At 33.1% G+C, this 26,065-nt stretch carries 22 protein-coding genes; 6 read left to right on the top strand and 16 right to left on the bottom strand.

Annotated features, from left to right (window positions below; translation table 11 throughout):
• Window positions 1–688: 688 nt before the first annotated feature.
• Entirely contained in the window at window positions 689–3,046 is a 2,358-nt protein-coding gene (locus H0I26_RS19860) for a fibronectin type III domain-containing protein (protein WP_218701822.1), read from the top strand.
• A 126-nt stretch (window positions 3,047–3,172) separates the two neighbouring features.
• On the opposite strand, the gene H0I26_RS08405 is transcribed toward H0I26_RS19860, so the two are convergent.
• Window positions 3,173–4,114 carry an NAD-dependent epimerase/dehydratase family protein gene (locus tag H0I26_RS08405; RefSeq protein ID WP_218701821.1) on the bottom strand — a complete coding sequence of 314 codons (942 nt, stop codon included), beginning with the start codon at window positions 4,112–4,114 and terminating at the stop codon, window positions 3,173–3,175.
• A gap of 94 nt (window positions 4,115–4,208) precedes the next feature.
• Between H0I26_RS08405 and H0I26_RS08400 the strand changes: the two genes are divergently transcribed.
• The 3 genes from H0I26_RS08400 to H0I26_RS08390 are packed head-to-tail and all read left to right on the top strand — an operon-like array spanning window position 4,209 to window position 7,163.
• Complete coding sequence (locus H0I26_RS08400; protein WP_218701820.1) at window positions 4,209–4,922, top strand: glycosyltransferase family 2 protein; 714 nt, start codon at window positions 4,209–4,211, stop codon at window positions 4,920–4,922.
• Window positions 4,922–5,545, top strand: coding sequence for a lipid-A-disaccharide synthase N-terminal domain-containing protein (locus H0I26_RS08395; RefSeq protein ID WP_218701819.1), 624 nt, complete (start codon window positions 4,922–4,924; stop codon window positions 5,543–5,545). The genes H0I26_RS08400 and H0I26_RS08395 overlap by 1 nt, the downstream gene beginning before the upstream one ends.
• Window positions 5,538–7,163: an ArnT family glycosyltransferase gene (locus H0I26_RS08390; RefSeq protein ID WP_218701818.1), complete on the top strand. Its 1,626-nt coding sequence runs from the start codon at window positions 5,538–5,540 to the stop codon at window positions 7,161–7,163. Before H0I26_RS08395 ends, H0I26_RS08390 begins: the two co-directional genes overlap by 8 nt.
• 1 nt (window position 7,164) lies before the next feature.
• Here H0I26_RS08390 and H0I26_RS08385 read toward each other — a convergent pair whose 3' ends face one another.
• The 8 genes from H0I26_RS08385 to mnmA form a co-directional block, all read right to left on the bottom strand.
• Window positions 7,165–7,740 carry a phosphatase PAP2 family protein gene (locus tag H0I26_RS08385; protein WP_218701817.1) on the bottom strand — a complete coding sequence of 192 codons (576 nt, stop codon included), beginning with the start codon at window positions 7,738–7,740 and terminating at the stop codon, window positions 7,165–7,167.
• Between the two features lie 4 nt (window positions 7,741–7,744).
• Window positions 7,745–7,972 (bottom strand): hypothetical protein, encoded by a 228-nt coding sequence (locus H0I26_RS08380; protein WP_101017867.1) that lies wholly within the window; start codon window positions 7,970–7,972, stop codon window positions 7,745–7,747.
• Window positions 7,973–8,000: 28 nt separating this feature from the next.
• Window positions 8,001–9,383: an MATE family efflux transporter gene (locus H0I26_RS08375; protein WP_218701816.1), complete on the bottom strand. Its 1,383-nt coding sequence runs from the start codon at window positions 9,381–9,383 to the stop codon at window positions 8,001–8,003.
• A 120-nt stretch (window positions 9,384–9,503) separates the two neighbouring features.
• The gene (locus H0I26_RS08370) at window positions 9,504–9,881 is read right to left on the bottom strand and encodes an FkbM family methyltransferase (RefSeq protein WP_218701815.1); all 378 of its coding nucleotides are present in this window, start codon (window positions 9,879–9,881) and stop codon (window positions 9,504–9,506) included.
• 210 nt (window positions 9,882–10,091) lie between these two features.
• A complete protein-coding gene (locus tag H0I26_RS08365; protein ID WP_218701814.1) occupies window positions 10,092–10,280 on the bottom strand; it encodes a hypothetical protein in 189 nt (62 codons plus the stop codon).
• A gap of 30 nt (window positions 10,281–10,310) precedes the next feature.
• The gene (locus tag H0I26_RS08360; RefSeq protein ID WP_218701813.1) at window positions 10,311–11,252 is read right to left on the bottom strand and encodes an NAD(P)H-dependent flavin oxidoreductase; all 942 of its coding nucleotides are present in this window, start codon (window positions 11,250–11,252) and stop codon (window positions 10,311–10,313) included.
• Between the two features lie 47 nt (window positions 11,253–11,299).
• Window positions 11,300–12,934: a S8 family serine peptidase gene (locus H0I26_RS08355; protein ID WP_218701812.1), complete on the bottom strand. Its 1,635-nt coding sequence runs from the start codon at window positions 12,932–12,934 to the stop codon at window positions 11,300–11,302.
• A gap of 25 nt (window positions 12,935–12,959) precedes the next feature.
• Window positions 12,960–14,150, bottom strand: a complete 1,191-nt coding sequence (gene mnmA / locus H0I26_RS08350; RefSeq protein ID WP_218701811.1) for a tRNA 2-thiouridine(34) synthase MnmA — start codon at window positions 14,148–14,150, stop codon at window positions 12,960–12,962.
• A 182-nt stretch (window positions 14,151–14,332) separates the two neighbouring features.
• Between mnmA and H0I26_RS08345 the strand changes: the two genes are divergently transcribed.
• On the top strand, window positions 14,333–15,307 hold the full coding sequence (locus H0I26_RS08345) for a fasciclin domain-containing protein (protein ID WP_218701810.1): 975 nt from the start codon (window positions 14,333–14,335) through the stop codon (window positions 15,305–15,307).
• 107 nt (window positions 15,308–15,414) lie between these two features.
• On the opposite strand, the gene H0I26_RS08340 is transcribed toward H0I26_RS08345, so the two are convergent.
• The 3 genes from H0I26_RS08340 to H0I26_RS08330 all read right to left on the bottom strand — a co-directional run bounded on the left by H0I26_RS08340 (window position 15,415) and on the right by H0I26_RS08330 (window position 19,841).
• Entirely contained in the window at window positions 15,415–16,098 is a 684-nt protein-coding gene (locus tag H0I26_RS08340) for a toxin-antitoxin system YwqK family antitoxin (protein WP_218701809.1), read from the bottom strand.
• A gap of 133 nt (window positions 16,099–16,231) precedes the next feature.
• Window positions 16,232–18,142, bottom strand: coding sequence for a membrane protein insertase YidC (yidC, locus tag H0I26_RS08335; RefSeq protein WP_218701808.1), 1,911 nt, complete (start codon window positions 18,140–18,142; stop codon window positions 16,232–16,234).
• A gap of 82 nt (window positions 18,143–18,224) precedes the next feature.
• Window positions 18,225–19,841 carry a CTP synthase gene (locus H0I26_RS08330; RefSeq protein ID WP_101017858.1) on the bottom strand — a complete coding sequence of 539 codons (1,617 nt, stop codon included), beginning with the start codon at window positions 19,839–19,841 and terminating at the stop codon, window positions 18,225–18,227.
• Between the two features lie 211 nt (window positions 19,842–20,052).
• Here H0I26_RS08330 and H0I26_RS08325 point away from each other — a divergent pair, with 211 nt between their 5' ends.
• Window positions 20,053–21,477, top strand: coding sequence for a hypothetical protein (locus H0I26_RS08325; RefSeq protein ID WP_218701807.1), 1,425 nt, complete (start codon window positions 20,053–20,055; stop codon window positions 21,475–21,477).
• Window positions 21,478–21,543: 66 nt separating this feature from the next.
• On the opposite strand, the gene H0I26_RS08320 is transcribed toward H0I26_RS08325, so the two are convergent.
• From H0I26_RS08320 to guaA, 4 genes are all read right to left on the bottom strand, one after another.
• Window positions 21,544–21,780 carry a DUF3820 family protein gene (locus tag H0I26_RS08320; protein ID WP_101017856.1) on the bottom strand — a complete coding sequence of 79 codons (237 nt, stop codon included), beginning with the start codon at window positions 21,778–21,780 and terminating at the stop codon, window positions 21,544–21,546.
• A gap of 2 nt (window positions 21,781–21,782) precedes the next feature.
• Window positions 21,783–22,271 (bottom strand): hypothetical protein, encoded by a 489-nt coding sequence (locus H0I26_RS08315; RefSeq protein WP_256935302.1) that lies wholly within the window; start codon window positions 22,269–22,271, stop codon window positions 21,783–21,785.
• An 83-nt stretch (window positions 22,272–22,354) separates the two neighbouring features.
• Complete coding sequence (locus tag H0I26_RS08310; RefSeq protein ID WP_218701805.1) at window positions 22,355–24,295, bottom strand: LysM peptidoglycan-binding domain-containing protein; 1,941 nt, start codon at window positions 24,293–24,295, stop codon at window positions 22,355–22,357.
• Window positions 24,296–24,461: 166 nt separating this feature from the next.
• Window positions 24,462–25,994, bottom strand: a complete 1,533-nt coding sequence (gene guaA, locus H0I26_RS08305; RefSeq protein WP_218701804.1) for a glutamine-hydrolyzing GMP synthase — start codon at window positions 25,992–25,994, stop codon at window positions 24,462–24,464.
• Window positions 25,995–26,065 lie beyond the last annotated feature (71 nt).

Genomic DNA, 26,065 nt, shown 5'->3' with positions numbered 1-26,065 from the left:
AACTAATAGATTACCACAAAAACAATTAACGTCGTTATTACTGCTTGATAAAAATTTAAAAACTTTTTATGAGTAAAATAATAAACGAACATTATCAAAACATATCAATGCACACAAAAAAAGCACAGTCCTAAAACTGTGCTTTTTTTGTGTGTATTCTATTAATAGTATTCTTTTAAACAGACTCTAAAAAATCAGCTTTATACCATTCTACTTGAACTTTAACACCTTCTAATAATGCTTAGTCTAAGGTTTATAATCTAATAATTTTCTAGCCTTATCCATATTAGCTATAGGACGTAATTGATCTTCTACACTAGCCTTAACGCGGTCTATTTTTATGGATTATCCAATAACTTACTAAACCGCCCCACCCCTTCTTTTAACTCTATTTAAAACAATTAAGAATTTATTTTGGAGAGATTGTTTACAAAACAATTGGTTTTAATTACCACTTTATTACTTTTTTTAAATAATCGTCCTATTCTTATACCAGAACATAACTAATCTTTTTCATTTTTAAGAAGAACTTATTGTCTACATTTCCAACTGTTTAAGTCACGAAACATTTAAAATTGTTTAATGCTATTGTTAGTCCATCCTTTCCGTTAATTAACAAAAAACAGTATTTCGTCATCCAAAATAAGACTTTCATCGTATATCCTTCAAACCAAATAAAACCTACAAAATGAAACAAAACTTACAAACACCCAAAATCAAAGAAAGATTATTACAATTTTTTATTACTGGGATGTTGTTTTCTGCTACATTTATTGGTCAAGTAAAAGCGCAATCTAATTTAGTGCCCTCTGACTTATTAAATGCATGGAATTCCAACATATCAGATAATACCACGTATCCACATTGCGAACAATGGAAAATTACTTACCCAACAAGTGAAGAAGACAAAACGTTATGCGGAGAAGATAATAACGAATTTTATTATGTAAACTCTACTAATGATGGTATCGTATTTTACGCTCCTGTCCGTTCTGACAATGGTACTACTCCTAATTCGAAAAACATACGATCTGAATTAAGAGAAAGAGACATTGATGGCGAGTCTGACAAATACTGGACAACAGAAGGTAGACATGTTATATATGTGAAACAAGCAATAACCCACTTACCTATTAATGTAAACCAGTTAGTCGCAACACAAATTCATGGAAATAAATCGGAAGGAATTGATGACGCTTTAGTGGTAAGACTAGAAGACGATCATCTTTTTTTAAGTTTTAATGGCGGTGAGTTAAGAAGTAATGTAACGATAACTAATAATTACGCATTAGGGACCTTGCATGAGGTTATTTTTGAAGTACTTGATGATAAACATTACGTATATTATAGTGAAGATGGTAATTTAAAAGCAGCTTACCAAAGCGGAAATGCTTCTTCTTATCTAGTAAAAGATAATGGTAATGAAATATTAATGGATATCGATTATGATGATGCTTACTTTAAAGTTGGTAATTACACACAAAGTAATCCAACAAAAGAAGGAGACGATACAGATAACCCTAACAACTATGGAGAAGTCGTTGTTTATGACATGTATGTCGATCACGCAGATGCAGGTGTTGTAACACCAATTTCTTGTAATGCAACAGCTCCTTCAGGACTATCCGTTACTAATGTATCTACTAATCAAGCGACATTAAGTTGGAATTACAATACTACTATTGACCACTACAATGTAAGATATAAAGAGGTTGGGTCGGCTACATGGATTAACGAATCTTCCATAACTACAGGAAGTATTACTTTAAACAACCTTACTACTGATACAGATTACGAATGGCAAATCAGAGCTAAATGTGCTGATGGATCTGGATCTAACTATTCAGATGCTCAAGGGGCCAACTTTACAACCACTGTAACAAGTGCAACTTGTAATGCGATAGCTCCTTCAGGATTAACTATAACCAATGTTTCTGCAACTGAAGCTACTTTAAACTGGAATATTGACACCGCTATTGACCATTACAACGTGAGATTTAGAAAAGTAGGCAACACTACTTGGAGTTTTAAAAATTCAATTACTGCTGGTAATGTTACGTTAACTAATTTGAATGAAGACACGGATTATGAGTGGCAGATTATAGCTGAATGTGCTGATGACTCTGGATCTAATTATTCTGATGCTGAAGGACCTAACTTTAAAACCTCATCAAATTCATCTTCAACAAATTGCAGTGACACACCAACTGGTTTAAATATTAGCAACTTAACTAGCAATAGCGCTACCTTAAATTGGAACTATGTTTCAAGTGTAGATCATTATAATGTACGTTATAAAAAAGTAGGAGACTCTGATTGGAGAAATATAAATAGCATCCATACAGGAAGTGTAACACTAACAGATGTTAATACCAGTTCTACTTACGAATGGCAAATTAGAGCGAAATGTACTGATGGATCTGGATCTAATTATTCTGATGGACAAGGTCCTGACTTTTTACCAACGTCGTCAAATGAAACTTCTATAACACCATCATGTAGCGATACTCCAACAGGATTACACATAAGTAATCTTACAAACAATACCGTTACTTTTAACTGGGATTACTATTCTAGCGTAGACCATTATAATGTACGTTACAAAAAAACAGGAGATTCTGACTGGAGATACAAAAATAGTATTACTGCAGGAAGTGTTACACTAACAGATGTCAATACAAGTTCTACTTACGAATGGCAAATTAGAGCGAAATGTACTGATGGAAGTGGCTCAGATTATACTGACGGGCAAGGTCCTGATTTTTTACCAACATCATCAAATAGAAATGCTCAGCCAACTATAAAGACCTATACTAACTCATCTAAAACTAACTTAACAGTTAAAATAGAGAACCGTACAGACACTAAAGAAAAACAATCCTTAAAAATATTTAATATTTATGGTAGATTAGTCTATGAAAAATCAAAGATAAGTTCTAATAATGAAGTTGTATTAGACAATACTATTGAAGATGGAATATATGTAATTATGCTATTTAATGAAAATGGTGAAATTATTGAGTCTAAAAAAGTTATAAAAAATTAAGATCTCAAAAATCTTAATATAGTAATAGAATACTTTATCAAAAAAAAGGTAGATATATTTTTATAAATATATCTACCTTTTTTAATTATAATTCTAAAAAGAATAGTTAATTATTACACATAGCAATTACAAAAAATTAGCCTTATACCATGCTACCTGTGCTTTCACTCCTTCTAGCAAAGTAGTCTGAGGATTATAATCTAATAATTGCCTAGCTTTGTCAATATTAGCTTTGGTACGTAATTGATCTCCTACTCTAGCTTTTACGTTATCAATTTTTATCGACTGTCCAATAACTTCCTCAACTGCCTCGATACCCTCTTGCGTAGTATACTCTACTTCTGTCCCAAGATTAATAATTTCGCCATCTACTTTAGCATCATTACCAATAACACTAACAATACCATCTACGATATCTCCAACATAGGTAAAACTACGTAAATGTGAAGCACTTCCGTCGTATAATGGAAAAGCCTCTCCATTATAGGCACACGCTATTAATTTGGTGTACATTTTCTCCGGACGTTCTCTTGGTCCAATCACAGAATATAAACGCAACGAACAGCTTTTAAATAGCTTCTCCCTGCTTTTTTGTAATACCAATTGTTCTGCAGCTAGTTTAGTAACCCCATAATGCGATGCTGGCTTTGGTACTTTACTTTCTGGAAAAGTTGCTTCCAAACCATAAATTGAAGAGGTCCCTATATTTACCAACAACTCTAAATTTTGACACGCTAAAGCATAATCAATTAAGTTTTTGGTTGCAATGATATTATTCGTAAAATAATCTTCAAACGTAGAGCTTTCAGAAATACCTGGTTGTGCTGCAAAATGAAAAATATAGTTAATATCTTTTGGCAAGACATCCGTTAAATTATCATCTCTTAAATCGGTCTTAATAATTTTAATCCCTTTTTCTAAAAGCGACTTTTCGTTTAAGTTTTTCAGCTTTACGCTGTAATAATCATTAAAATTATCTAAACCTACAACCTCGTGGCCTAAATCGCGTAAACGCTCGCATGTGTGAGAACCTATAAAACCTGCTGCTCCAGTTACTAAAATCTTCATAAGTGCATTTCTATACTACAAAGAAACATATTTTTTTTCGATACCAATTTCAATTATCTAAAAAACAATACATTTGTAATACTAAAATAGGTTTATGAATTACCAATTTACCATCATCGTTCCTGTATATAACGAGGAAGATAATTTAATTAGAGTTGAAAAGGAGTTATTAGCTTACACGCAAATAGCAACCAAAACAACTAAAATATTATTTGTTAATGATGGCTCAAAAGATAAAAGTCAAGCATTGATTGAAGCTATTTGTAGCAGACATGATGCTTTCGACTATATATTATTTAGAGAGAATAGTGGTTTAAGTGCCGCCATAAAAGCTGGTTTTGATTATACAACAACAGCGTTGGTTGGGTATATTGACTCTGACTTACAAACAGCTCCCGAAGACTTTAATCTCCTACTAGAACATATTGGTGAATTCGATTTAGTTACCGGTGTTCGTTCTAACCGTAAGGATAGTTTTGTAAAAAACATGTCGTCTAAAATTGCTAATGGTATTAGACGTGCTTTTACCAAAGACGGGATGGATGACACAGGGTGTCCTTTAAAAGTAATCAAAACAGATTATGCTAAACGAATCCCAATGTTTAAAGGATTACACCGTTTTTTACCTGCCATGATTATGTTACAAAACGGAAAAACGAAGCAAATAACTGTACAACACTTTCCTAGAGTTGCTGGAGAAGCTAAATTTGGCGTTTGGAACAGGCTTTTAGGACCTCTAATGGATTGTTTTGCCTATTTATGGATGAAGAAAAAATACATTAATTACGAAGTCGCTAAGCAAAAATAATGAACAATTGGATTATACTTAGCATTGGTTTTTTAGCGCAAACCTTATTCTCGTCTCGTTTAATAATCCAATGGATTACTAGCGAGAAACAAAAACGCGTCATCACACCAACCTTATTTTGGACGCTAAGTTTAATCGCCTCTTTCCTCTTATTTATTTATGGGTATTTACGTGATGATTTCGCAATCATGTTAGGGCAAGGTCTTACCTACTATATTTACATCAGAAATTTACAATTGCAAAACCAATGGAAAACTTTTCCGACTAGCATTAGATGGATTTTACTATTGATGCCTCTTTTTATTACCATTTTCTATTTTAACAACAACGCTATTGATACGGTTAAGTTATTTAAAAACCAAGCCATCCCATTATGGTTATTAATGTTAGGTATTGTTTCACAAATAGTATTTACATTACGTTTTGTATACCAATGGATGTATTCTGAAAAAAATAAAGAATCGTCTTTACCTTTCGGGTTTTGGGCGTTAAGCTTAATAGGGTCTCTGTTAATTCTAACCTACGCTATTTTTAGAGTAGACTATGTATTACTAGTGGGACATTCCTTAGGAGCACTTATTTATGTCAGAAATTTGTTAATTTTAAAACAACAAAATGGCTAAACTATTTAAAAAGTATCCGCTTATTATTATTTGTTTGATTGTAGCCATCATGTTATTACCAAACTTAGAAACTATACAGGTAACAATCATGGAAGCACGTAATTTTATTACTGCAAGAGAAATGATACAGGATAACAACTGGTTATTAACCACCATGAACGGCGAAGCACGTTATGAAAAACCACCATTACCAACATGGTTAACTGCTTTTTCTGGATTACTTTTTGGAGTTAAGAGTGTCTTTGGAATGCGTCTACCAGCTATACTAATGATTATGGTATTGGCTGTTTTTAGCTTTAAACTATCAGAAACTATATTACAAAATAAGACGCATAGTACAATAAACACCTTAATATTAATCACCTCATTTTATATTATTGGTATTACGATTGAAGCGCCTTGGGATATTTTTACCCATGCCTTTATGATGGTAGCCATATACTACTTATTTATCTTTTTTAAATCTAAAAACACCAACTGGAAACACGTCATTTTTGCAGCATTATTTATTGGCTGTTCCATATTAAGCAAAGGCCCCGTCAGCTTTTATGTGTTATTATTACCGTTTTTATTAGCCTATGGTTTCAGTTTTAAATACAAAAATATCAAAACAAAAATATTACCTATTGTCACTACACTTGTACTAGCAATTGTTATTGGTGGTTGGTGGTACTTTTATATAAGATTTGAAGACCCGACAACATTTGCTGCTATTACAAGCAAAGAAACAGGTAATTGGACGAGTTATAATGTTAGACCATTTTATTACTACTGGAGCTTTTTTACACAAAGTGGTTTATGGACAATACCAGCTTTTATAAGTTTATTATATCCGTATTTAAAAACAAGAGTTATCAACCTAAAAGCCTATAAATTCACTCTGTTATGGACTCTTTTTGCAGTAGTATTATTATCTATAATTCCTGAGAAAAAATCCCGTTACTTAATGCCTGTTTTAATTCCGTTAGCTTTAAATATTGGTTTTTATATTGAGTATTTAATTCGTAAGTTTAAAACTCTAGAAGATAAGCGCGAAACTGTTCCTGTGTATTTTAACTTCGGTTTAATTGCACTAGTTGGTATTGTTACACCTTTTCTACTGTACTTTAAATTTGCTGATCAATTAAGCACTAACCTTTTTCAGTTTATACTATTTGCTATAATTGTATTTGTTTTAGGCTTAATGATACTAACACAACTGATAAAAAAGGAGATTAGAACTGTTTTCTTATTAACTACTGCCTTTTTTGCAGCTGTCTTTCTGTTCGGTTTACCGTTAACAAAAAGCTTTACTACTGACAATTTTAAGCCCATTTCTGAACTTTCAAAACAAAACAATAATAGTCTTTATATTATCAATAATATCGCTCCTGAAGTGATATGGCACTATGGCGAAAAGATTCCACAAATCTATAAAAAGAACGGTATTTTCAACCTCCCAGCGAAAAATGAATTTATGGTTTTAGCGAATAAAATTAGTCAAAAAGACATCTACAAAATAAGTAAAACCTATTCTATTGAACGCCTTGCCACTTACGATTTAAATGAAAGCGCACCACATAGTAAACAGTACAAAGACCGATTGATTACTAAATACTATTACCTTAAAAAAAAGTAATTTATTTTAACTGAAATCTAGATTGAAAGTACTTATCCAACTTGTAGAACAAGAAACCAGAAAAAGCGCCAAATAGCATTCCGCTAACAACATCTAATGGGTAATGTACACCAATATAGATTCTACTATACGCCATAACCATAGACCAAATAATTAGAAAATATATTAAATACTTATACTTGTAACGGAGCACCAATCCTGAAAAAATAGCAACTGCCATACTGTTACTAGCGTGACCAGAAAAATACCCAAAGGCACCTCCACAGGACGACTTAACCAAGCGCATGACTTGAATAATATCGGTTTCATGACAAGGTCTTGGACGTCTAACCAAAACCTTTTTGAAGAGGTTTGTAAATTGATCTGTAAACAAAATCATTAACGCTATAACAACTAATGTTAATACAAACATTTTTGTATTGGAGCGTTTGTACATCAAAAAAGCTAAAATCCCATAAAACGGAATCCAGTGCACTTTATCCGTATAAAATAGCCAGAAACTATCCCAAGTGGTCGTTCCTAATCCATTTAAGAATAAAAAAAGGTCTTTATCGTATTGTACTAATTGGTCTAACATATAATTATTGGTCGTATCGTGCTACTTCTCTATCATAAAAAGCAGTCGCTTCTATGATTAGATTTTCAGTTTCCATTTCTAATTCCTTTTCATCATGTTGGTCAAAATCTTCAAACCATTCTACTTCATCATCTTCTAAATTAATTATAAATCTAGGAAACTCAGTATGAATTACAAAGATTGCATTTGGTAAATCTGTATTATCACCTAATATGTATTTTGGTAGTTCCATGTTGTATTTAGCTTTTAGCTTTTGGCTGTTAGTTATTAGCCGAGTTCAAAATTAACCTTTTAGTTAGATAATTAAAACGTATAAACAATAAAATAGCTGCTGATGTTAAACCAGCGAGTAATCCTAACCAAATACCAAAGCTACCATAGGCTTCGGCCTTTCCTAGATACCAGCTTATTGGAAACCCAATTAACCAATACGAGATAAATGTTATTATTGTAGGAATGGTCACATCTTGAAGCCCTCTTAAAGCCCCCAGTGCAACAACTTGCAGACTATCACTAATCTGAAATACGGCTGCCGCAATTAATAATTGTGATGCAATGGTGACCACTTCCATATTATCTTTAAAGTTTATTACATCATCAAAATCGACATATAATCGCGGTAAAAACTGATTAAATATCAAAAATAAAGAAGCGAAAAGAACTGCAAAAATAAAGCCCATCAAAAATAAGGATACGGCAATACGACGTAACTCTAAATATTGATGTAATCCTTTTTGATTACCAACCCTAATCATTGATGCAACACTTAGCCCCGTAGCAACCATAAAGGTCATTGAGCTTAAATTTAAAGCCACTTGATTAGCTGCCTGAGGGTTTTTACCTAATAAACCACTTAACCAAATGGCAGCGGTAAAAATAGCTACTTCAAAAAACATTTGCATAGCACTTGGCGTTCCTAAATTAATTATCTTTTTTAGCATTACATTTTCTAATACAAAAAATTTGATATTAGTAACATAAGCTTTTGATTTTTCGCGTCCTTTTAATAACCACCATAAATAAAACACCATTATAATACGCGAGACCAAAGTCCCATATGCTGCTCCAACAATTCCTAATTCTGGAAACCCAAATTTCCCGAAAATCAATAAATAATTTAATAAGACGTTAATCAAATTGGCTAATATGGTAGCATACATTGGATATTTAGTTAATGATAAACCATCACTAAACTGTTTAAATCCTTGAAATATAATTAATGGTATTAATGAAATAGCAACCAAATCTAAATACGGAATAGCCAGCTCTACCACCTCAATCGGTTGCTTCATTAAATACATTAAGGGTTTTGCTAATAAAAGGAGTAAAAACAATAAAACACCTAAAACGGTACACAAAAATAAACCGTGTTTAAATGCCGATTTCCCTTTATCAAAATCGTTAGCACTATCAGCTTCTGCCACTAAAGGTGTAATTGCTGTACTAAATCCAATACCTATTGACATGGCAATAAACATAAAACTATTCCCTAGGGACACGGCAGCTAATTCTGCTGTCCCCATTTGACCTACCATAATGTTGTCTACAAAACTGACAAAGGTATGTCCCAACATACCTAACATTACTGGCGCAGCAAGCTGCCAATTATATTTAAATTCTTTAGTGTAATTACTTAAAACCATTTAGTCATTGTGTTACATCGATAGCATTATATCCTTGGGTTTAAACTTTAGAATAAACACTTTTATACAAGATATAATTGATGGCGCAAAAGTAGTGTTTTTGGTTTTAGTTTGAAGTACTTATTTGAGATTAGACCTCTTGGAAAACACTAAGTTTTTACCAGATTTGGACTGTTCAAAATCTAACGCATGTAGTCTGTTATTCACCAAATTGGTAACGTCTGGTGCGTAATTTTCATGACCCTCTAAAAAACCAAATTTAGTTTTGGATAACCAATATTGATAATTTTGTTCAAAAATCACTTTTTCAGCACCTTCCACATTCATTTTTAAAATATCGATGGTTTTAATATCATATTCTAACATAATGGCATCCAAACTATAACCTTTAAAATCTTTAGAATGATCTAAAGCTTCTACTACTCTAAACGCCCATTTTCCAGCATTCTTATCTAAAATTTTTAAATCGGTAGTTATACTCCAAAGCCCGCCTTCCACTATATATACATTTTAAAAATGTGCAGTGTTCTTTTTTAGAATCTCAATATTTGAAGGATCAGGTTCAATAGCAATAAGTCTAGCCTTTTTAAACTTATTTTTAAAATACACTATGGAATACCCACAGTTAGAACCAGCATCTATAATATTATTAACCTCTTTTGGACATTGGACGTTATAGTCTTCTTCAATAAAAATTTGTTTGAATATTTAAAAATCGGACGTCTTTGGTCTTAAGTAAACCTTAGCATCATACCCTTTCAGTTTTAATTTTAAATAGGGCGTCTTGCTTTTAAGACCAAACAATAATTTAATGTATTGAAACACACCAAGTAAATACATCCACTTAGGAATCCATTTAATTTGTGAAGCTTTAAATATTATTTTTTTGAATATCATTTGTATTATTAAAAGTATAACCTCGACTCTTTAAAGCTTAACAATACTACTTTTTGCCTCCTCAAACTCAGCAACCATATCTTTAACAATCTCAGCAACTGGTTTTATATCGTGAATTAATCCTGCTATTTGACCAATCTCCAGTTCGCCATCGTCTAAGTCACCTTCAAACATCCCTTTTTTGGCACGTGCACGACCTAATAATTCTTTAAGTTGTTCTGAAGTTGGACTCGTTTTATATAAGTCTTCTAATTGTTGATAAAACTTGTTTTTAATAAGTCTAACAGGCGCCAATTCTTTTAACGTTAATTGGGTGTCGCCTTCCTTAACATCAACTACAACTTCTTTAAATGCCTGATGTGCACTACTTTCTGTACTGGCTACAAATCGACTCCCGACTTGCACACCATCGGCCCCTAAAACAAGACAAGCTAACATCGCTTTTCCTGTAGCAATACCACCTGCTGCAATTAGTGGAATATCCAATTGCTCTGCGACCATTGGTATTAAAGTTAGTGTCGTCGTTTCGTCACGACCATTATGTCCTCCAGCTTCAAAACCTTCTGCAACAATAGCATCCACACCTGCTGCTTGCGCTTTTAAAGCAAACTTAACACTACTAACCACATGCACCACTGTTATCCCTTTATCTTGCAACCATTTGGTCCACGTTTTTGGGTTTCCTGCGGAAGTAAATACAATCTTAACGTCTTCTTCCACGATAATGTTCATGATCTCTTCAATGTTAGGATATAACATTGGAACATTAACACCAAAGGGTTTGTCTGTTGCTTTTTTACATTTTTGAATGTGCTCTCTTAAAACATCTGGATACATACTTCCAGCACCAATCAATCCTAGTATTCCAGAATTACTTGCTGCTGAGGCTAATTTCCAGCCACTATTCCAAATCATTCCTGCTTGAATAATTGGATGTTTAATATTGAAGAGTCTTGTTATTTTATTTTGCATTATTAAAATGTTGAATATTAATTTTAGGGCTTAAAACGTATTCTCGTTTAATTTTTTATAATCTTTCGAGTAACTGATAAATCTTTAGCTTCTATTTTTACCAAATACACGCCTTTAGATAAAGCGGATGTATTTATACTTTTATGTATTGCTGTTATTTTGCTGTCCATGACCTGCTTTCCTAAGACATCATATAATCGTACTCTAGCGTCGTTAAATCGACTAGGCAATTGTATATTTAATTGTTCCGCTACAGGATTAGGATACACTTTAAGTGTAGTGTTTTCATCTTCAAAACCGTCTACCGATAATAAACCGTCTGCTAATGCTAAACTTAAATCAGGAATACCATAACCTAAAAAATAGTCTGGCGTATTGTATTGCGAAGCTGACTCACGCACTAATTGCATAATTTCTGCATTTGACTTTGTGGGTAACGCTTGCCATAAACATACGATACCTCCAGCTAAAATTGGCGAACTAAAAGATGTTCCATTTAAGGTAATAATATTATCATTAGTATTTATAGCATAACTGGCTTGACCTTGCGCTACAACATCAGGCTTTTGTGTAGGTTGCGTACTATTACCTGTACTACTAAATGACGCATAAGTACCATTAGCTTGCACAGCACCAATACTAAAAACTCCTGCTGCATCAGCTGGTGCCCCAACAATCTGCCAACTACCTCCTCCAGAATTCCCTGCAGAGTTAACCACTAAAATTCCTTTTTCGAAAGCAATATTGGCACCTTTAGTAATGTACGCTGTGTTTCCATCCATTTGAGCTGGCGTATAACTATAATTAGGATTATCAAAAGTGGTGTATCCTAAAGACGAATTAATAACATCGACCCCTAAGCTATCGGCCCGTTCTGCTGCTTCTACCCAAAGACTTTCTTCTAAAGGTGTTTCTGTCGCTGCATTCTCTGTTCTAAATAAATAGAATTCAGCATCAGGAGCGGTACCCACAAACTGATCTTGAATAAAACCAGCCATATCACTTAACACCCAAGTCCCATGAGAATTACCGGTATAAGCATAGACATCGGTATTGCGATCGACAAAATCATAACCTCCTAAAATTCCGTTAGCATCTCTTAAGCGCTGAAAACCAGACATCGTATTTACACTAGGAAAACCAGCATCTATAACAGCAACGGCCATCCCTGTTCCAGTATAGCTATCACTATTTTGGTGTAAACCATCTACACCTATCATTTCGACTTGATTTGCAGCACTACCGTAATTAAAGGTTGTTAAACGGGCTTCAAAATCGTGTTTATTTTGGTTTAGACTTGGTCGTGCGTCTAAAGCATTGTCTGCAAAATCTATACTGCTAACAATTAAAGTACCATTAACGGTTACTGTTGTTAATTCATTTATATCCGACTGTGTTCCTAAAACGTGTATGGCATTAAACCATTTTGATTTTGAAACTACAGTAATACCTGTTTGAGATTTTATTGAAGAAATATAAGTTTCATCAACAGGTACATCTCTAAAATCCACACTGACATTATGCGCCGCTTTCCTGTCTAATGCCTTTTGAGTTAAAATTGAAATAGGATTAGCTAATGCTGTCACACTATCCGGTTTATCCGCCAAATAGACCCATGCATGCTCTTGAGCACACAAACAAGAAGAATAAATTACTAGTACTAAAAAGTAAACGTGTTTCATAGCAGTAACATTTAGTTACTGCAATTTAAGAAATTACACCTGAACCAACTAATTCTTCATCCAAATACCAAGCTACAAACTGCCCTTCAGTTATAGCCGATTGCGGATTTTCGAATTCGACATACAAACCTGATTCTACTTTATGTAAGGTTGCCTTTTCTAAAGGTTGTCGATATCTAATCCTAGCTAAAACGGACATTGTCTCGCCTGTTTTTAAGGTTAAATCTTCTCGCACCCAATGCAATTCTTCATTAGTGACAAACAAAGCACTTTTATATAATCCAGGGTGAGATGTTCCTTGACCTGTATAAATAACATTCTCTTTTACATCTGTATCAATAACAAATAATGGTTCTACTGTTCCACCAACTGCTAACCCTTTACGTTGTCCTTTAGTAAAATAATGTGCACCTTGATGTTTACCCATTATTTTTCCTTGAGACACTTCATAACTAGGCTTTCTTGAGCGGTACTGTAATGCTTCTAATTTAGAATTAAAGCTTGGTACTGTTTCATTATAAAATGCATTATCCCTTGGTATTTCTACAATAACACCTTCTTTTGGTTTAAGTTGTTGTTGTAAAAAATCTGGTAATCTTACTTTTCCTATAAAACATAACCCTTGTGAGTCTTTTTTATCTGCGGTAGTCAACTCTTGTTCTTTTGCTATTGCTCTTACTTGAGGTTTCAACAATTCACCAACTGGAAACAACGCTTTAGCTAGTTGCTCCTGAGATAATTGACATAAAAAATAAGATTGATCTTTATTTGGATCTTGACCGGCCAATAATTGATGTACTTCTTTACCGTCTTTTATAATCGTTGTTTTTCTGCAATAATGACCCGTTGCTACATAATCGGCACCTAAGTCTAATGCTATTTTCATAAAAACATCAAATTTGATCTCTCGATTACATAATACATCCGGATTTGGAGTACGTCCTTTTTCATACTCGTCAAACATATAGTCCACAATACGTTCTTTATACTGCTCGCTTAAATCTACTGTTTGAAATGGAATCCCTAATTTTTCTGCAACCAACATCGCATCATTACTATCATCCAACCAAGGACACTCGTCAGAAATAGTCACTGAGTCATCATGCCAATTTTTCATAAAAAGACCAATAACCTCGTATCCTTGTTCCTGTAATAAATAAGCAGCAACACTAGAATCAACACCTCCTGACAAACCAACAATAACTCTCTTTTTCATGACTACATTTAAATAGACTGCAAAGATAAGTCTTTCTTGAAAATTTATTACCAATTACCCCACTTTGGATTATCATGCTAAACATCTCAAAAACAAATATTTAAAAATTTTAACAAATCTTTAAATCTTTATGTTTAATCTTTTTATAGATTTGTTAAACAAAATAACATAAAATAATTATTATGAAAACAATCAAAAATTTATCCCTCGTATTTTTAGCATTTGTTACATTATGGTCTTGTAGTGACGATGACGATGCAACAACACCGACAGAAACACAAGAATTAAACATTGTCGAAACCGCACAAGCAACTCCAAGCCTAAGTATTTTAGTAGAAGCTGTTGTACAAGCTGGATTAGTAGACGACTTATCGGCTTCAGGAAGTCGCACGGTACTAGCCCCAACCAATGCCGCTTTTACTGCATTTTTACAAGCAAAAGGATTTGCCACTCTTGCAGATGTGCCAAATGACGTATTAAAAGAGATTTTATTAAATCATGTTATTGATGATACAAACATCATGTCTTCAGATTTAACAGGAGCGACAGGTTACACCAATACATTAGCTTCAGGTCCGAATAGCACAAATTTAAGCTTGTTTTGGGACGGAACGGATGGTGTCACTTTTAATGGTGCATCAAGTGTTGCAATAGCAGACATCTCTACGTCTAACGGAATTGTACATGTTGTGGATGCCGTAATAGATTTACCAACCATAGCCACTTTTGCAACAACAAATCCAGCATTAACTAACTTAGTTGAAGCCTTACAATATGCAGATACAGGCATGCCAACAGTACCTTACATTGCCACTGTATCAGATGCAACAGCAGGTCCATTTACAGTATTTGCGCCAACAGATGCTGCTTTTGGTGACTTATTAGTAGAATTAGAGATTACTGCACTAACAGACCTAGCGACAGAAACTGTAGATGCTGCCTTAACATATCACATCGTATCTGCTAACGTACAATCGTCTATGTTAACAACAGGACCAGTAGCGACGCTTGGAGGTGATATTACTGCAGACGCTACGCTTTTTACCCTTACAGATGTAAATGACAGAGTTAGTAATATAGTAACAACATTAGTGGACATACAAGCTGTAAATGGTGTTGTACATGTTATAGACACCGTATTATTGCCACAATTATAAATCACATATGTTTTAACAAACTACTATTGCATAAATAGAGTTTGAGTACATAGAAAAACGCCTTAATATAGTATTAAGGCGTTTTTTATTTTGTTCGTTAATTTACATTATCCTTTTTTATCCAAATCCTTTTCTTCTACCAATTTACCAGCCTTATAGCGTTTCCAAATACAACATTTAACATCATCTTTATACTGTCCTTCTGTTGCAATTAAACCTTCTTTATTATATGTTTTATAAGCACCATCAAATTTATCTAATTTAAAAGTAATACTTTTAATAAGCGTCCCATTTTCCCCATACCACTTAGATTCGCCATGCAACAAACCATCTTGATACTGTGCGCGCTCAGCCACCTGTCCATTTAAATAATAGACTAAACGTTGTCCTTCTAACGTTCCTTTATCGTTATATAATTCCTCCGTCATTACTTGGTCTGATTTATTATGAAAAATCACCCATTTACCAATATGGTTACGACCTCGCATTTGACCTTCACTAATTTTTTTTCCGGTACTAGCAAAAAAAACAACTTGCGATAAATCATTCTCGCTATTAAATACTTTTGTTGCTGTTAATACTGGTTTATTATCAATGTTTTTGTAAAACTTAAAGGTTCCGATTTCTTTGCCATGATCAAATGTGCCTTCATATCTTACTACTTTTGTTTTACTAAAGTTCTTTTTCCATTGTCCATGACGTTGTCCATTAGCATCAAACTGATTTAAATTTTGTGCAAATAATACAGTATTGGTTATTAAAACAATACATAGAATAATTAGTTTTTTCATTTTAAAAAATTTTATGGCGCTTTCGCGGAAATCCTGCCTAATGGCTAAACGTTAATACTTTAAATTTGTTATAACAAAAAAGCTGCCAAACTAAAATTATAGTAGACAGCTTTATATGTTTTATATATAAAAATTACTTTTTCTTATTCTTTTGTTGTGCTTGCGCTTGTTTTTGTTTTTCAGCTTGCTCCATCATTGTTTTCATTTTTTGCTGAAATTTACTTTCCTTTTTAGGTTTTGCTTTCTGAACCTGAATATTAGCGTGAATCTTATCTTCATCTAAAATAAAATTCTTAATCACTAATAAAATACCAATACTAATTAAGTTAGAAACAAAGTAATATAAACTTAACCCTGACGCATATTGGTTAAAAAAGATAAGCATCATAATTGGTGCAAAATAGATCATGTACTTCATCATCTTTGCCATATCAGGCATCCCTTCTTGTGTTGGCGCTGACATTTGGTTTTGACCAGTCGTTAACTTCATGTAAAAGAAAATAGCGATTGCTGCTAAAATAGGGAACAAACTCACGTGATCTCCATATAATGGAATATGGAATGGTAACTCTGCTACAACATCATAAGATGATAAATCTTCCGCCCATAAAAACTTTTTCTGTCTTAAAGCAAATGCAATTGGGAAAAACATAAACAGCGCATAAAATACAGGCATTTGTATTAAAGCTGGTAAACACCCAGCCATAGGACTTGCCCCCGCTTTATTTTGAAGCGCCATAGTCTCTTGTTGGGCTTTCATTTTGTTATCCTTGTGCTTCTCTCTAATAGCATCTAATTCCGGCTTTAACACCTTCAGTTTCATCTGAGATAAGTACTGCTTGTACTGCACAAAACTCATGGCTAACTTAATTAAGATGGTCATTACAATAATGGCAACACCATAAGGTAAGAATGAGCTTAAGAAACCAAATAATGGGAAAAATAAATACTTATTAATCCAACCAAAAATTCCCCATCCAAATTGAACACTTTCGGCTAAGTTATTATCGTATTGTTTTAAGATCTCACTATCTGTAGGACCATAATACAACTTTAAGTTGTTATTGATATTTGCTCCATTTAAAGCTAAGGTTGTTTTTGAAGAAAACTGTTTAGTAAAAATAGAATCTTTAGCTTCATCTTCCACTAAATTTTTAGAAGAAAAATCGACGCTCTTAAACGGTTTGTCCGTCGTTAAAATAGAACTAAAAAAGTGTTGTCTATAAGATAACCAATCCACATCAGCTTCCGTCTCATCATCATCTCCACCTTGAGATAATTTATCAACATCACCTTCTGCCTGATATGTTAAACGTGTGTATCTATTTTCAAAGCTAATACTTTGATCATGTCTATATGCTTTTTGAGTCCACTCTAAATTTATTGGAGCCGATGTATTTATTGCTGTTTCTAAGCCTTGAGATTTCATAGTAAAATCAACCATGTACTGCTTAGGCTTAATCACATAGTTATATTCTAAAAACTTATTCTCAGCAGTTTTCAACTTCATAGATACAATCGTGTTTTCTCCACTTTTGCTTACTGTCGGTTGAAAATATAAATCTTTTGTATTTAAAGTTCTATTATCGTTTGTCTGGAAGTTGATATTAAAAACCGCATTTCCATTTTTTACTAAATAGATTGGAATAGAATCAAAATCTACAAAGTTTTTAAGCTTTACTTCAGATAAATGCCCTCCTTTAGTGTTAAACTTTAATTCTAAAACATCGTTACTAACCGTTAAATCATCACCATTAAAAGTTGATGTTGCAGCAGAATAAGCAAAATCCCCAATCTTAGATTTTAATGCTGCTACTTGAGCAGAATCTGTTGGTTTTGCGTAATCTAAAGCTGTTGTTGTTTTAGTCTCTGTTTGTGCACTAGCTTCCGCTTTTTTATTAGCTTCAATTTGTGCTTTCTTTTCTGCTTCTTGTACTAGTCTTTCTTCTTCACTTGGCTGGTTTTGCCACATCATGAATAACAAGATTCCGAATATTAATACAAAACCTATTATCGACTTAACGTCTAGTTTTTTTTCTTCCATAATTGTCTGGTTCCTCTTATTTTCGAGGAATAATTAATTAGTCAAATATACGACCACTTTTAAATAGGTGTCAAATTGACACTTATTTTTTCTTACTGTGCTTTAAACCTGCTTTTACAAATGCTACGAATAAAGGATGTGGATTAGCTACTGTACTTTTATATTCAGGGTGATATTGTACCGCAACAAACCAAGGGTGAGAAGGATTCTCAATGATTTCGACTAATTTAGTATCTGGATTATATCCGGTAGCTTTTAAACCAGCAGCTTCTACTTGTGCTTTATAAGTACCATTAAACTCGTATCTATGTCTGTGACGTTCTTTAATATCTTGTGTGTTATAAACCTTATAGGCAATCGAGTCTTTTTCGATATGGCAATCCCAAGCACCTAGACGCATTGTGCCACCCATATCCGTAATGTTTTTCTGGTCTTCCATGATATCAATTACCGGATTTGTAGTCTCAGGATCCATCTCTGTAGAGTTAGCATCTGCTAATCCAATCACGTTACGACAAAACTCAATAACCGCCATTTGCATTCCTAAACAAATTCCTAAAAACGGAATGTTATTTTCACGCACATATTTAATCGCTGTTATTTTACCTTCAATACCACGCTCACCAAAACCTGGCGCTACTAAAACCCCATCTAAATGCGATAATTTCATTTTGATATTATCGGCATTCAAATATTCAGAATGTACAGACTCTACATTTACCTTCACTTCATTTTCTGCACCTGCATGAATAAATGCCTCTAAAATTGATTTATAAGAATCTTGTAACTCGACATATTTACCAATTAATCCAATCGTAATTTCAGATTTTGGATTTTTATGACGTTGTACAAACTGATTCCACGTCGTTAAATCTGGAACAGCACTGTTTAAAGCAAGTTTTTTAAGGACCACTTTATCCAAACCTTCGTCTAACATCATATTTGGAACATCATAAATTGTTGAAGCGTCAATAGATTGTATGATAGCATCTTCCCTTACATTACAGAATAATGCTAGTTTACGTTTTAAATCTGATGGTAACTCATGCTCCGTACGACACACTAATATATCTGCCTGTACCCCACTTTCCATCAATGTTTTTACACTATGTTGGGTTGGTTTTGTTTTAAGTTCTCCAGCTGCTGTTAAATATGGAATTAACGTTAAGTGAATCACTAATGCGTTATTATCCCCTAAATCCCACTTAAGTTGTCTTACTGCTTCTATGTATGGTAAAGACTCAATATCTCCCACAGTTCCACCAATTTCAGTAATTACGATATCGTAATCACCAGAATTACCTAAAATTTGGATTCTGTGTTTAATTTCGTCAGTAATATGTGGAATAACTTGTACCGTTTTTCCTAAAAACTCACCTCTACGTTCCTTTTGTATTACACTTTGGTAGATACGTCCAGTCGTCACGTTATTAGCTTGACTAGTTGGTACGTTTAAAAAACGCTCGTAATGTCCAAGATCTAAATCTGTTTCTGCACCATCGTCAGTCACATAGCATTCGCCATGTTCGTATGGATTTAATGTCCCTGGATCTACGTTAATATAAGGGTCTAATTTCTGGATTGTGGTTCTGTAACCTTGAGCTTGAAGTAACTTAGCAAGAGATGCTGCTATAATTCCTTTTCCTAGAGAAGAGGTTACTCCTCCCGTTACAAATATGTACTTAGTTTCTGATGTCATGTTGCGTTGTTAAACGCTTGCAAATTTATGGTTTTTAGTTGAAACTAAACCTGTTTACTGTTTTATTTTTGGAAGAATTTGGAATACTCTATCAAGCCAATGACAACCTTGACTTTCTTGTTTATTTGAGTTTACTTCGTTTAGTGCTTGATAGAAAATATTATTATTATTTTTGCACCAGACTTTGCATGTAATTCGAAAAAATAAACAAATGGAAATAACATTTAATTATATTAGAAATAAAATTCGGAAACATTCAAAACAAGATTTACTACAATTTTGTTACAATTTACTTGATAATAAAAAAAATGAGATAAAGCCAATTTGGTTTGTATTCCTTTTAATGAAATGGACTTATTTATTCGGTGGCGAAAAATATCCTATAGAACCACTGACACAAAAAAAAGCTTCAAAAATTTTAAAATCCATAACAGATTTTAATCAAGATCATATATCTAGTTTTATAAAAGAAGGAAACACTGACATTGCATTTCATATTCTTTATTCTCAACAATTTTATTTACAAACGTCTGTTTATAAGGATGTATTTGCTACTCAGCTAAAATTATTTAGCTCTATTCCGGGGAAATATAATATAGAAAAATCATTTGAACAGAAAACAGGTTTTAAAATATTAGATTTTTTGTTATTAATGAAAATAACTTGGATATATACAGACATCAATATATTAGACAAGCCATCAATCAATTACAATGGTTATTTAAGTAATGATTTTTTAAAAATCACTTCCGAATTCACAGATGAGATTAAAGTAAAAAAACTGATCCAACTACTAACTCTTGATCCAATTAATCCAAACGAAAAAATAAAAAACTTTAAAAGAAATTTAAAACGCGAAGAGTTACAGTCAATGGAAAGAACTTTTTTCACTCTATATCCTTTACAATATTTTAATAAAAAAATAAGGATTATTCATCTATCTGTTTTTAATTATTCAATAAATAATTACATCTACGATTATTTGAAATCTGTAGATGAAAAATTTGCCACAGAATTTGGGAATAGGTTCGAAAAATATATTGAATTCGGAATAAAAGAACTTAAAAATGACTACACTACAGAAAAAAGCCTAAAAAAACTATTACCTAAAGATTCAAAATTAGTTGATTTTGTTATTGACTCTAATATATTCATTGAATGTAAAGCAATAGAATTACAAGCTTACCCTTCCGTAAACCCTACTGATGAATTGATTTACAATTCATTAAAAGGCTCTATATTAAAAGCATATTTCGAACAACTATTAAGTGTTTCAAAAAATTTAAATGATAAAAAGGAAAACTGGGGAATTATTTTAACATATAAAAAATTATATTGGAGCCAATTTTCAGATTTATATGAAATAGGAAAAGTAAAACAAAAAAACGAGGTTAACAATAGTCACCTACCGCCAGAAAATGTTTTTATTATAGACCTTTACACCTGGGATCGAATAATATTTATAATAAATAATGAGAAAACTTCTTTATTAGATATATTGAAGTTAGCAAAAAAAAACAACTCGAAAAATGAAACTAAAAAACAATTTTTTGATATGCATTTAGATGGCTTTAAAAATGACCCATTAAATTTATCATATTTAAAAACTGAAACAAAACTATTAAATATTCAATAAAAAAATGTAATCCTTACAACAACGCATATCTTTAGAATTGTAATAATCAACCTCCCAAAACTAACCCTACCTAGGTTTCGGGTATTGTTTCTTAATATTTCTAATTAAATCTTCCAACCCATTAAGTTTAACGGTATAAATAGTATCTAGCATCTCTCCTAGTTTTCCTTTTGGGAAACCTTTGTTATGATACCAAACCACGTAATATTCTGGTAAATCTATTAAAAAACGGTCCTTATATTTTCCGAATGGCATCTTAGTATGTGCCAATTTAATTAGAAACTCTTTATCTGGTTGTAGCAAAATTATCCTTTGGATTTAAATTTATCAAGCGCTTTTAGGCGGATAGCAATACTATCTTTCCATTTTTTTTGTCCTTCAACATTAATAGAATACGCACTTTCACTATCGTAATTATGCTGCATGTCCGCTAATTCAAGATCAATAGTATCATGCATCTCTTGAAATATTTGAGGTAAACTATCGTTAAGCGCCACCTTTGTTATACGCGCTCTAAATATTCTAGCGTGTAACTCGGTAATATCAAAATGAAGCTGCTCATGTCCCAAAACATGCGCATCAACTTTTTCTGACTTACACCATGAATGTTCTGGATAAAAAAAGGCTTTAACTATAGTTTTAAAGCCTTCTATTTTTTTATTTCGTCGTTGTAATGAGTAGCTAAAAGTAATACCAGATGCTGTTACTGCAACTGCATCCGTATCTGGATTAGGCTGTCCCTTAAAATCATGCCATGATAATTTATAATTCGCATTCCATTCTAATTCTTCCATCGCATCGCTTTGCAATAAGAAAAACCCAGCGAACATAAATAGATACTTTAGCATACACCTTAAAAACGTTAACCTATGGTCTATTATTGTTCTATCTCGACGACTTTTAAGTCTTGATATTTAACCAAATACACTGTATTGTTAAAATACCCTCCGAACAATTTCTTTTTGTATGCAAATTTATTTTCAACATAAGCGGTTAATGGCGCCTCGTTTACAGATAAATATAAATCTTCTGATGTTACTAATCTTAACACAACATCCATTGTTAAATCAAATCCTCTAACGGCATAGTCGTTTGGCGTTTCATTATACAACGTTTTATAACGCTTTGTAAAACTATTGTCATCATTTTCACTAAAAGTCTTGTTAATAGATGCATAAGTAAAGCTTAAGTTAGACAAATGTGTGTTTCTAACCTCATCATCTTCAAACGCTTTATTTTTGTTTGTCGTGGTTAAAACAATCTCTATACTTGGCTTTATTTTAGAATTTAAAATACTAGACACGTTAGAGACAAAACCTGGATTAGCGGTTTCTAAAAACACCACGTTTTTACCACTTTTTAAAACGCTAACCATATCACTGTCCAAAATATAGTAAGAATCTGCACCTGTCTTTTTAACTTTTCTGGACATTACTATAGACGCTTTCGGAAATATTTTTTTAAGCGTTTCCGCTTTCTCTTTATTTTTCATGTCAGACACGATAATAAAATGCGCGGTACTATCTGCTTTAAAATAATTAAGTAAAGTCGATTCCATTAATTCTTCTGATGGTCTAGACTGAAAGACATTACTACTTAAATTAACCGTTTTAGTAATTGGAGAAATTAAAGGAATGTTTTTACTTTTTAAAGAGGCCGATGCAACATCAAATAATTTTGGCATTATGGGACCGATAACTGCTTGTACACTATCAAAAGCAGTTGATTGTACTAATGACGTCACTTGACTTTCTCTATTTTCTGAATCGTACACATCTACTTTTAAATTAACCCCCAAAGTTGATAAGCTATCTAAAGCAATTTTAACCCCAGAATAAAAATCCAAGGATATACTAGCATAAGGATCATCGGTAATAAACTTTTTATTATCATTAACAGAGTCCGAAGCCATTTTATTTAATTTAAAAGGCAACATAATTGCAATATGCTTAGTTGTTATATCTAAGTTACGAGATGTTAAATCTGATGTTTCTAAACGCACATCATCTAAAGGTCCAGAACCTTCGTTTATTGATCTTACATTAGCATCAAATGGTATTTTTAAAACCATGCCTTCTTTTAAACCAATCGTTAATAAGTCTGGATTTAATTTTTCTAACTGTTCTTGTGTTAAACCTGTTTTCACTTTTAGCCTATAAAACCCTTCCGATTTTAAGACCGTATAATAACTATATTTTTCGTCAAAAGTCTTAACCTCTTCCATTTCCAAATTAGGGACAATAATCACTGATCCAGGCTGCAAAACCTCCTCCATATCAGGATTTAAAGCTTCTAATTCCTGAACTGTGATTCCGTATTGATACGCAATTCGCCATTTACCTTCTTTAGGTTTTACGGTGTAAGAATTTGTTACTCCTTCTGCTTCGACTACTTCCTTGGTTACTTTATAAATAGGAATTTTAATTTTGTCTCCCTTACGTAGGTTATTAGCGTATAAATCTGGATTATGTTTTTTAATATCCTCTTGCTCTACATTATATTCTTTAGCTAAACTATATAATGTTTCCTTACGCTTTACTTTATGCTTTTTAAAGCCTTCTAAAGTTTTAACTTCAGAAACAGAAGGTCTATTAGGCACTACTGAATCGTTTGGAATTATTAAAACAGAATTTGGTTTAATATCCTTTCTAGCATCTGGATTTAAAGCATAAATCTGTGATTTTGTAACACTATATTTAGTGGCAATCTGCTCTATTGTTTCTCCTACTTCTACTTTGTGTGTCTTGTAATTTTGCGCTTTCGCGGAAATACAGCCGAACAAAGCGACTAGACTAAAGATATATATTAATTTTCTCATATGTTATTTATACGTTTCAAACTGCGTTAGCGGTTGTAGTGGCATCCTTTTTTTTGCTGCCATATATGGCAAAAAAAAGATATAATGGAAGACGCGCCCCTTGTGGTAACGCCCAAACTCCACTACTTTATTAATTAAATAAGATTCCTTTTTACAAAGAATTTTATTATTCCCATTCTATAGTTGCCGGTGGCTTACTACTAATGTCGTACACTACTCTATTAACGCCTTTTACTTTGTTTATTATATCGTTACTTGTTTTTTGTAAAAACTCGTATGGTAAATTTACCCAGTCCGCCGTCATACCATCAGTACTTTCTACAGCTCGTAATGCGACACATTTTTCGTAAGTACGCTCATCTCCCATCACTCCTACACTATTTACTGGTAGTAAAATAGCGCCCGCTTGCCATACTTTATCGTATAATCCAGCGTCGCGTAATCCGTTAATAAAAACGGCATCTACATCTTGTAAAATTTGCACTTTCTCTGCTGTGATGTCTCCTAAAATCCTAATCGCTAAACCTGGACCCGGAAATGGATGACGCCCTAAAAGGTCTTTATCCATACCCATACTTGCACCGACACGTCTTACTTCGTCCTTGAACAAAGCGCGAAGTGGTTCTACAATTTTTAATTTCATGTAGTCTGGTAATCCACCTACATTATGATGACTTTTAATAGTCGCACTTGGTCCTCCTGTTGCACTTACACTTTCTATCACATCTGGATAAATAGTCCCTTGTGCTAACCATTTGACATCTTCGATTAGATTTGCTTCTTGATCAAACACTTCGATAAAGGCATTACCAATAGCTTTACGCTTTTTTTCTGGATCGCTCAGTCCTGCTAAGGCATCCAAAAAGCGTGCCGAAGCGTCAACCCCTTTTACATTTAAGCCCATCCCTTTGTATTGTTCTAATACTTCCGTGAATTCGTTTTTACGTAATAAGCCGTTATTTACAAATATGCAATAAAGGTTTTTACCTATTGCTTTGTGCAGTAACATGGCTGCTACTGACGAGTCTACTCCTCCTGATAATCCTAGAACAACTTTATCGTCTCCTAGTTTTGCTTGTAAGTCGTCAACCGTTTCTTGTACAAATGCATTTGGTGTCCAATCTGGATTTACATTTGCTATAGCTACTAAAAAATTTTCTAATAATTGTTTACCATCTTTAGAGTGGTATACTTCTGGATGAAATTGAATGGCGTAAGTTGATTCTCCTTCAATTTTAAAAGCTGCATTTTTCACATCATGTGTACTGGCTAATAATTTACCATTTGTTGGTAAATTTTTAATCGTATCACTATGACTCATCCACACCTGACTTCCTACTGATATGTTTTTGAAAAAGGCATCCTCTTCCACAAAACTCAAATTGGCACGTCCGTATTCACGTGTGTTTGATTCGGCCACTTCACCTCCAGAAAAATGTGCTAAATATTGCGCACCATAACAGACCGCTAGCATTGGCTTTTTGCCTCTAATCTCTGATAAGTCAGGATGAAAAGCATCTTCTGATCTTACAGACATTGGACTACCAGAAAGTATTACTGCCTTGTAATCGTCTACGTTTTTTGGTGGTTTATTAAATGGGTGTATTTCGGAATAGATGTTAAGCTCTCTAACTCTGCGCGCAATTAGTTGTGTGTATTGCGATCCGAAATCTAAAATAAGTACTTTGTCGTGTTGCATGCACAAAAATACTAATTGCTTTGAAAATTACTAATTCTAAACACAAATTTTTATTCATTTTTTTCAACAAA

The sequence above is a fragment of the Olleya sp. HaHaR_3_96 genome, from assembly GCF_019278545.1.
Taxonomy (GTDB): Bacteria; Bacteroidota; Bacteroidia; order Flavobacteriales; family Flavobacteriaceae; genus Olleya.
Note: the sequence above shows the minus strand (reverse complement) of the source record. Positions and strands in the feature narration are given on the sequence as shown.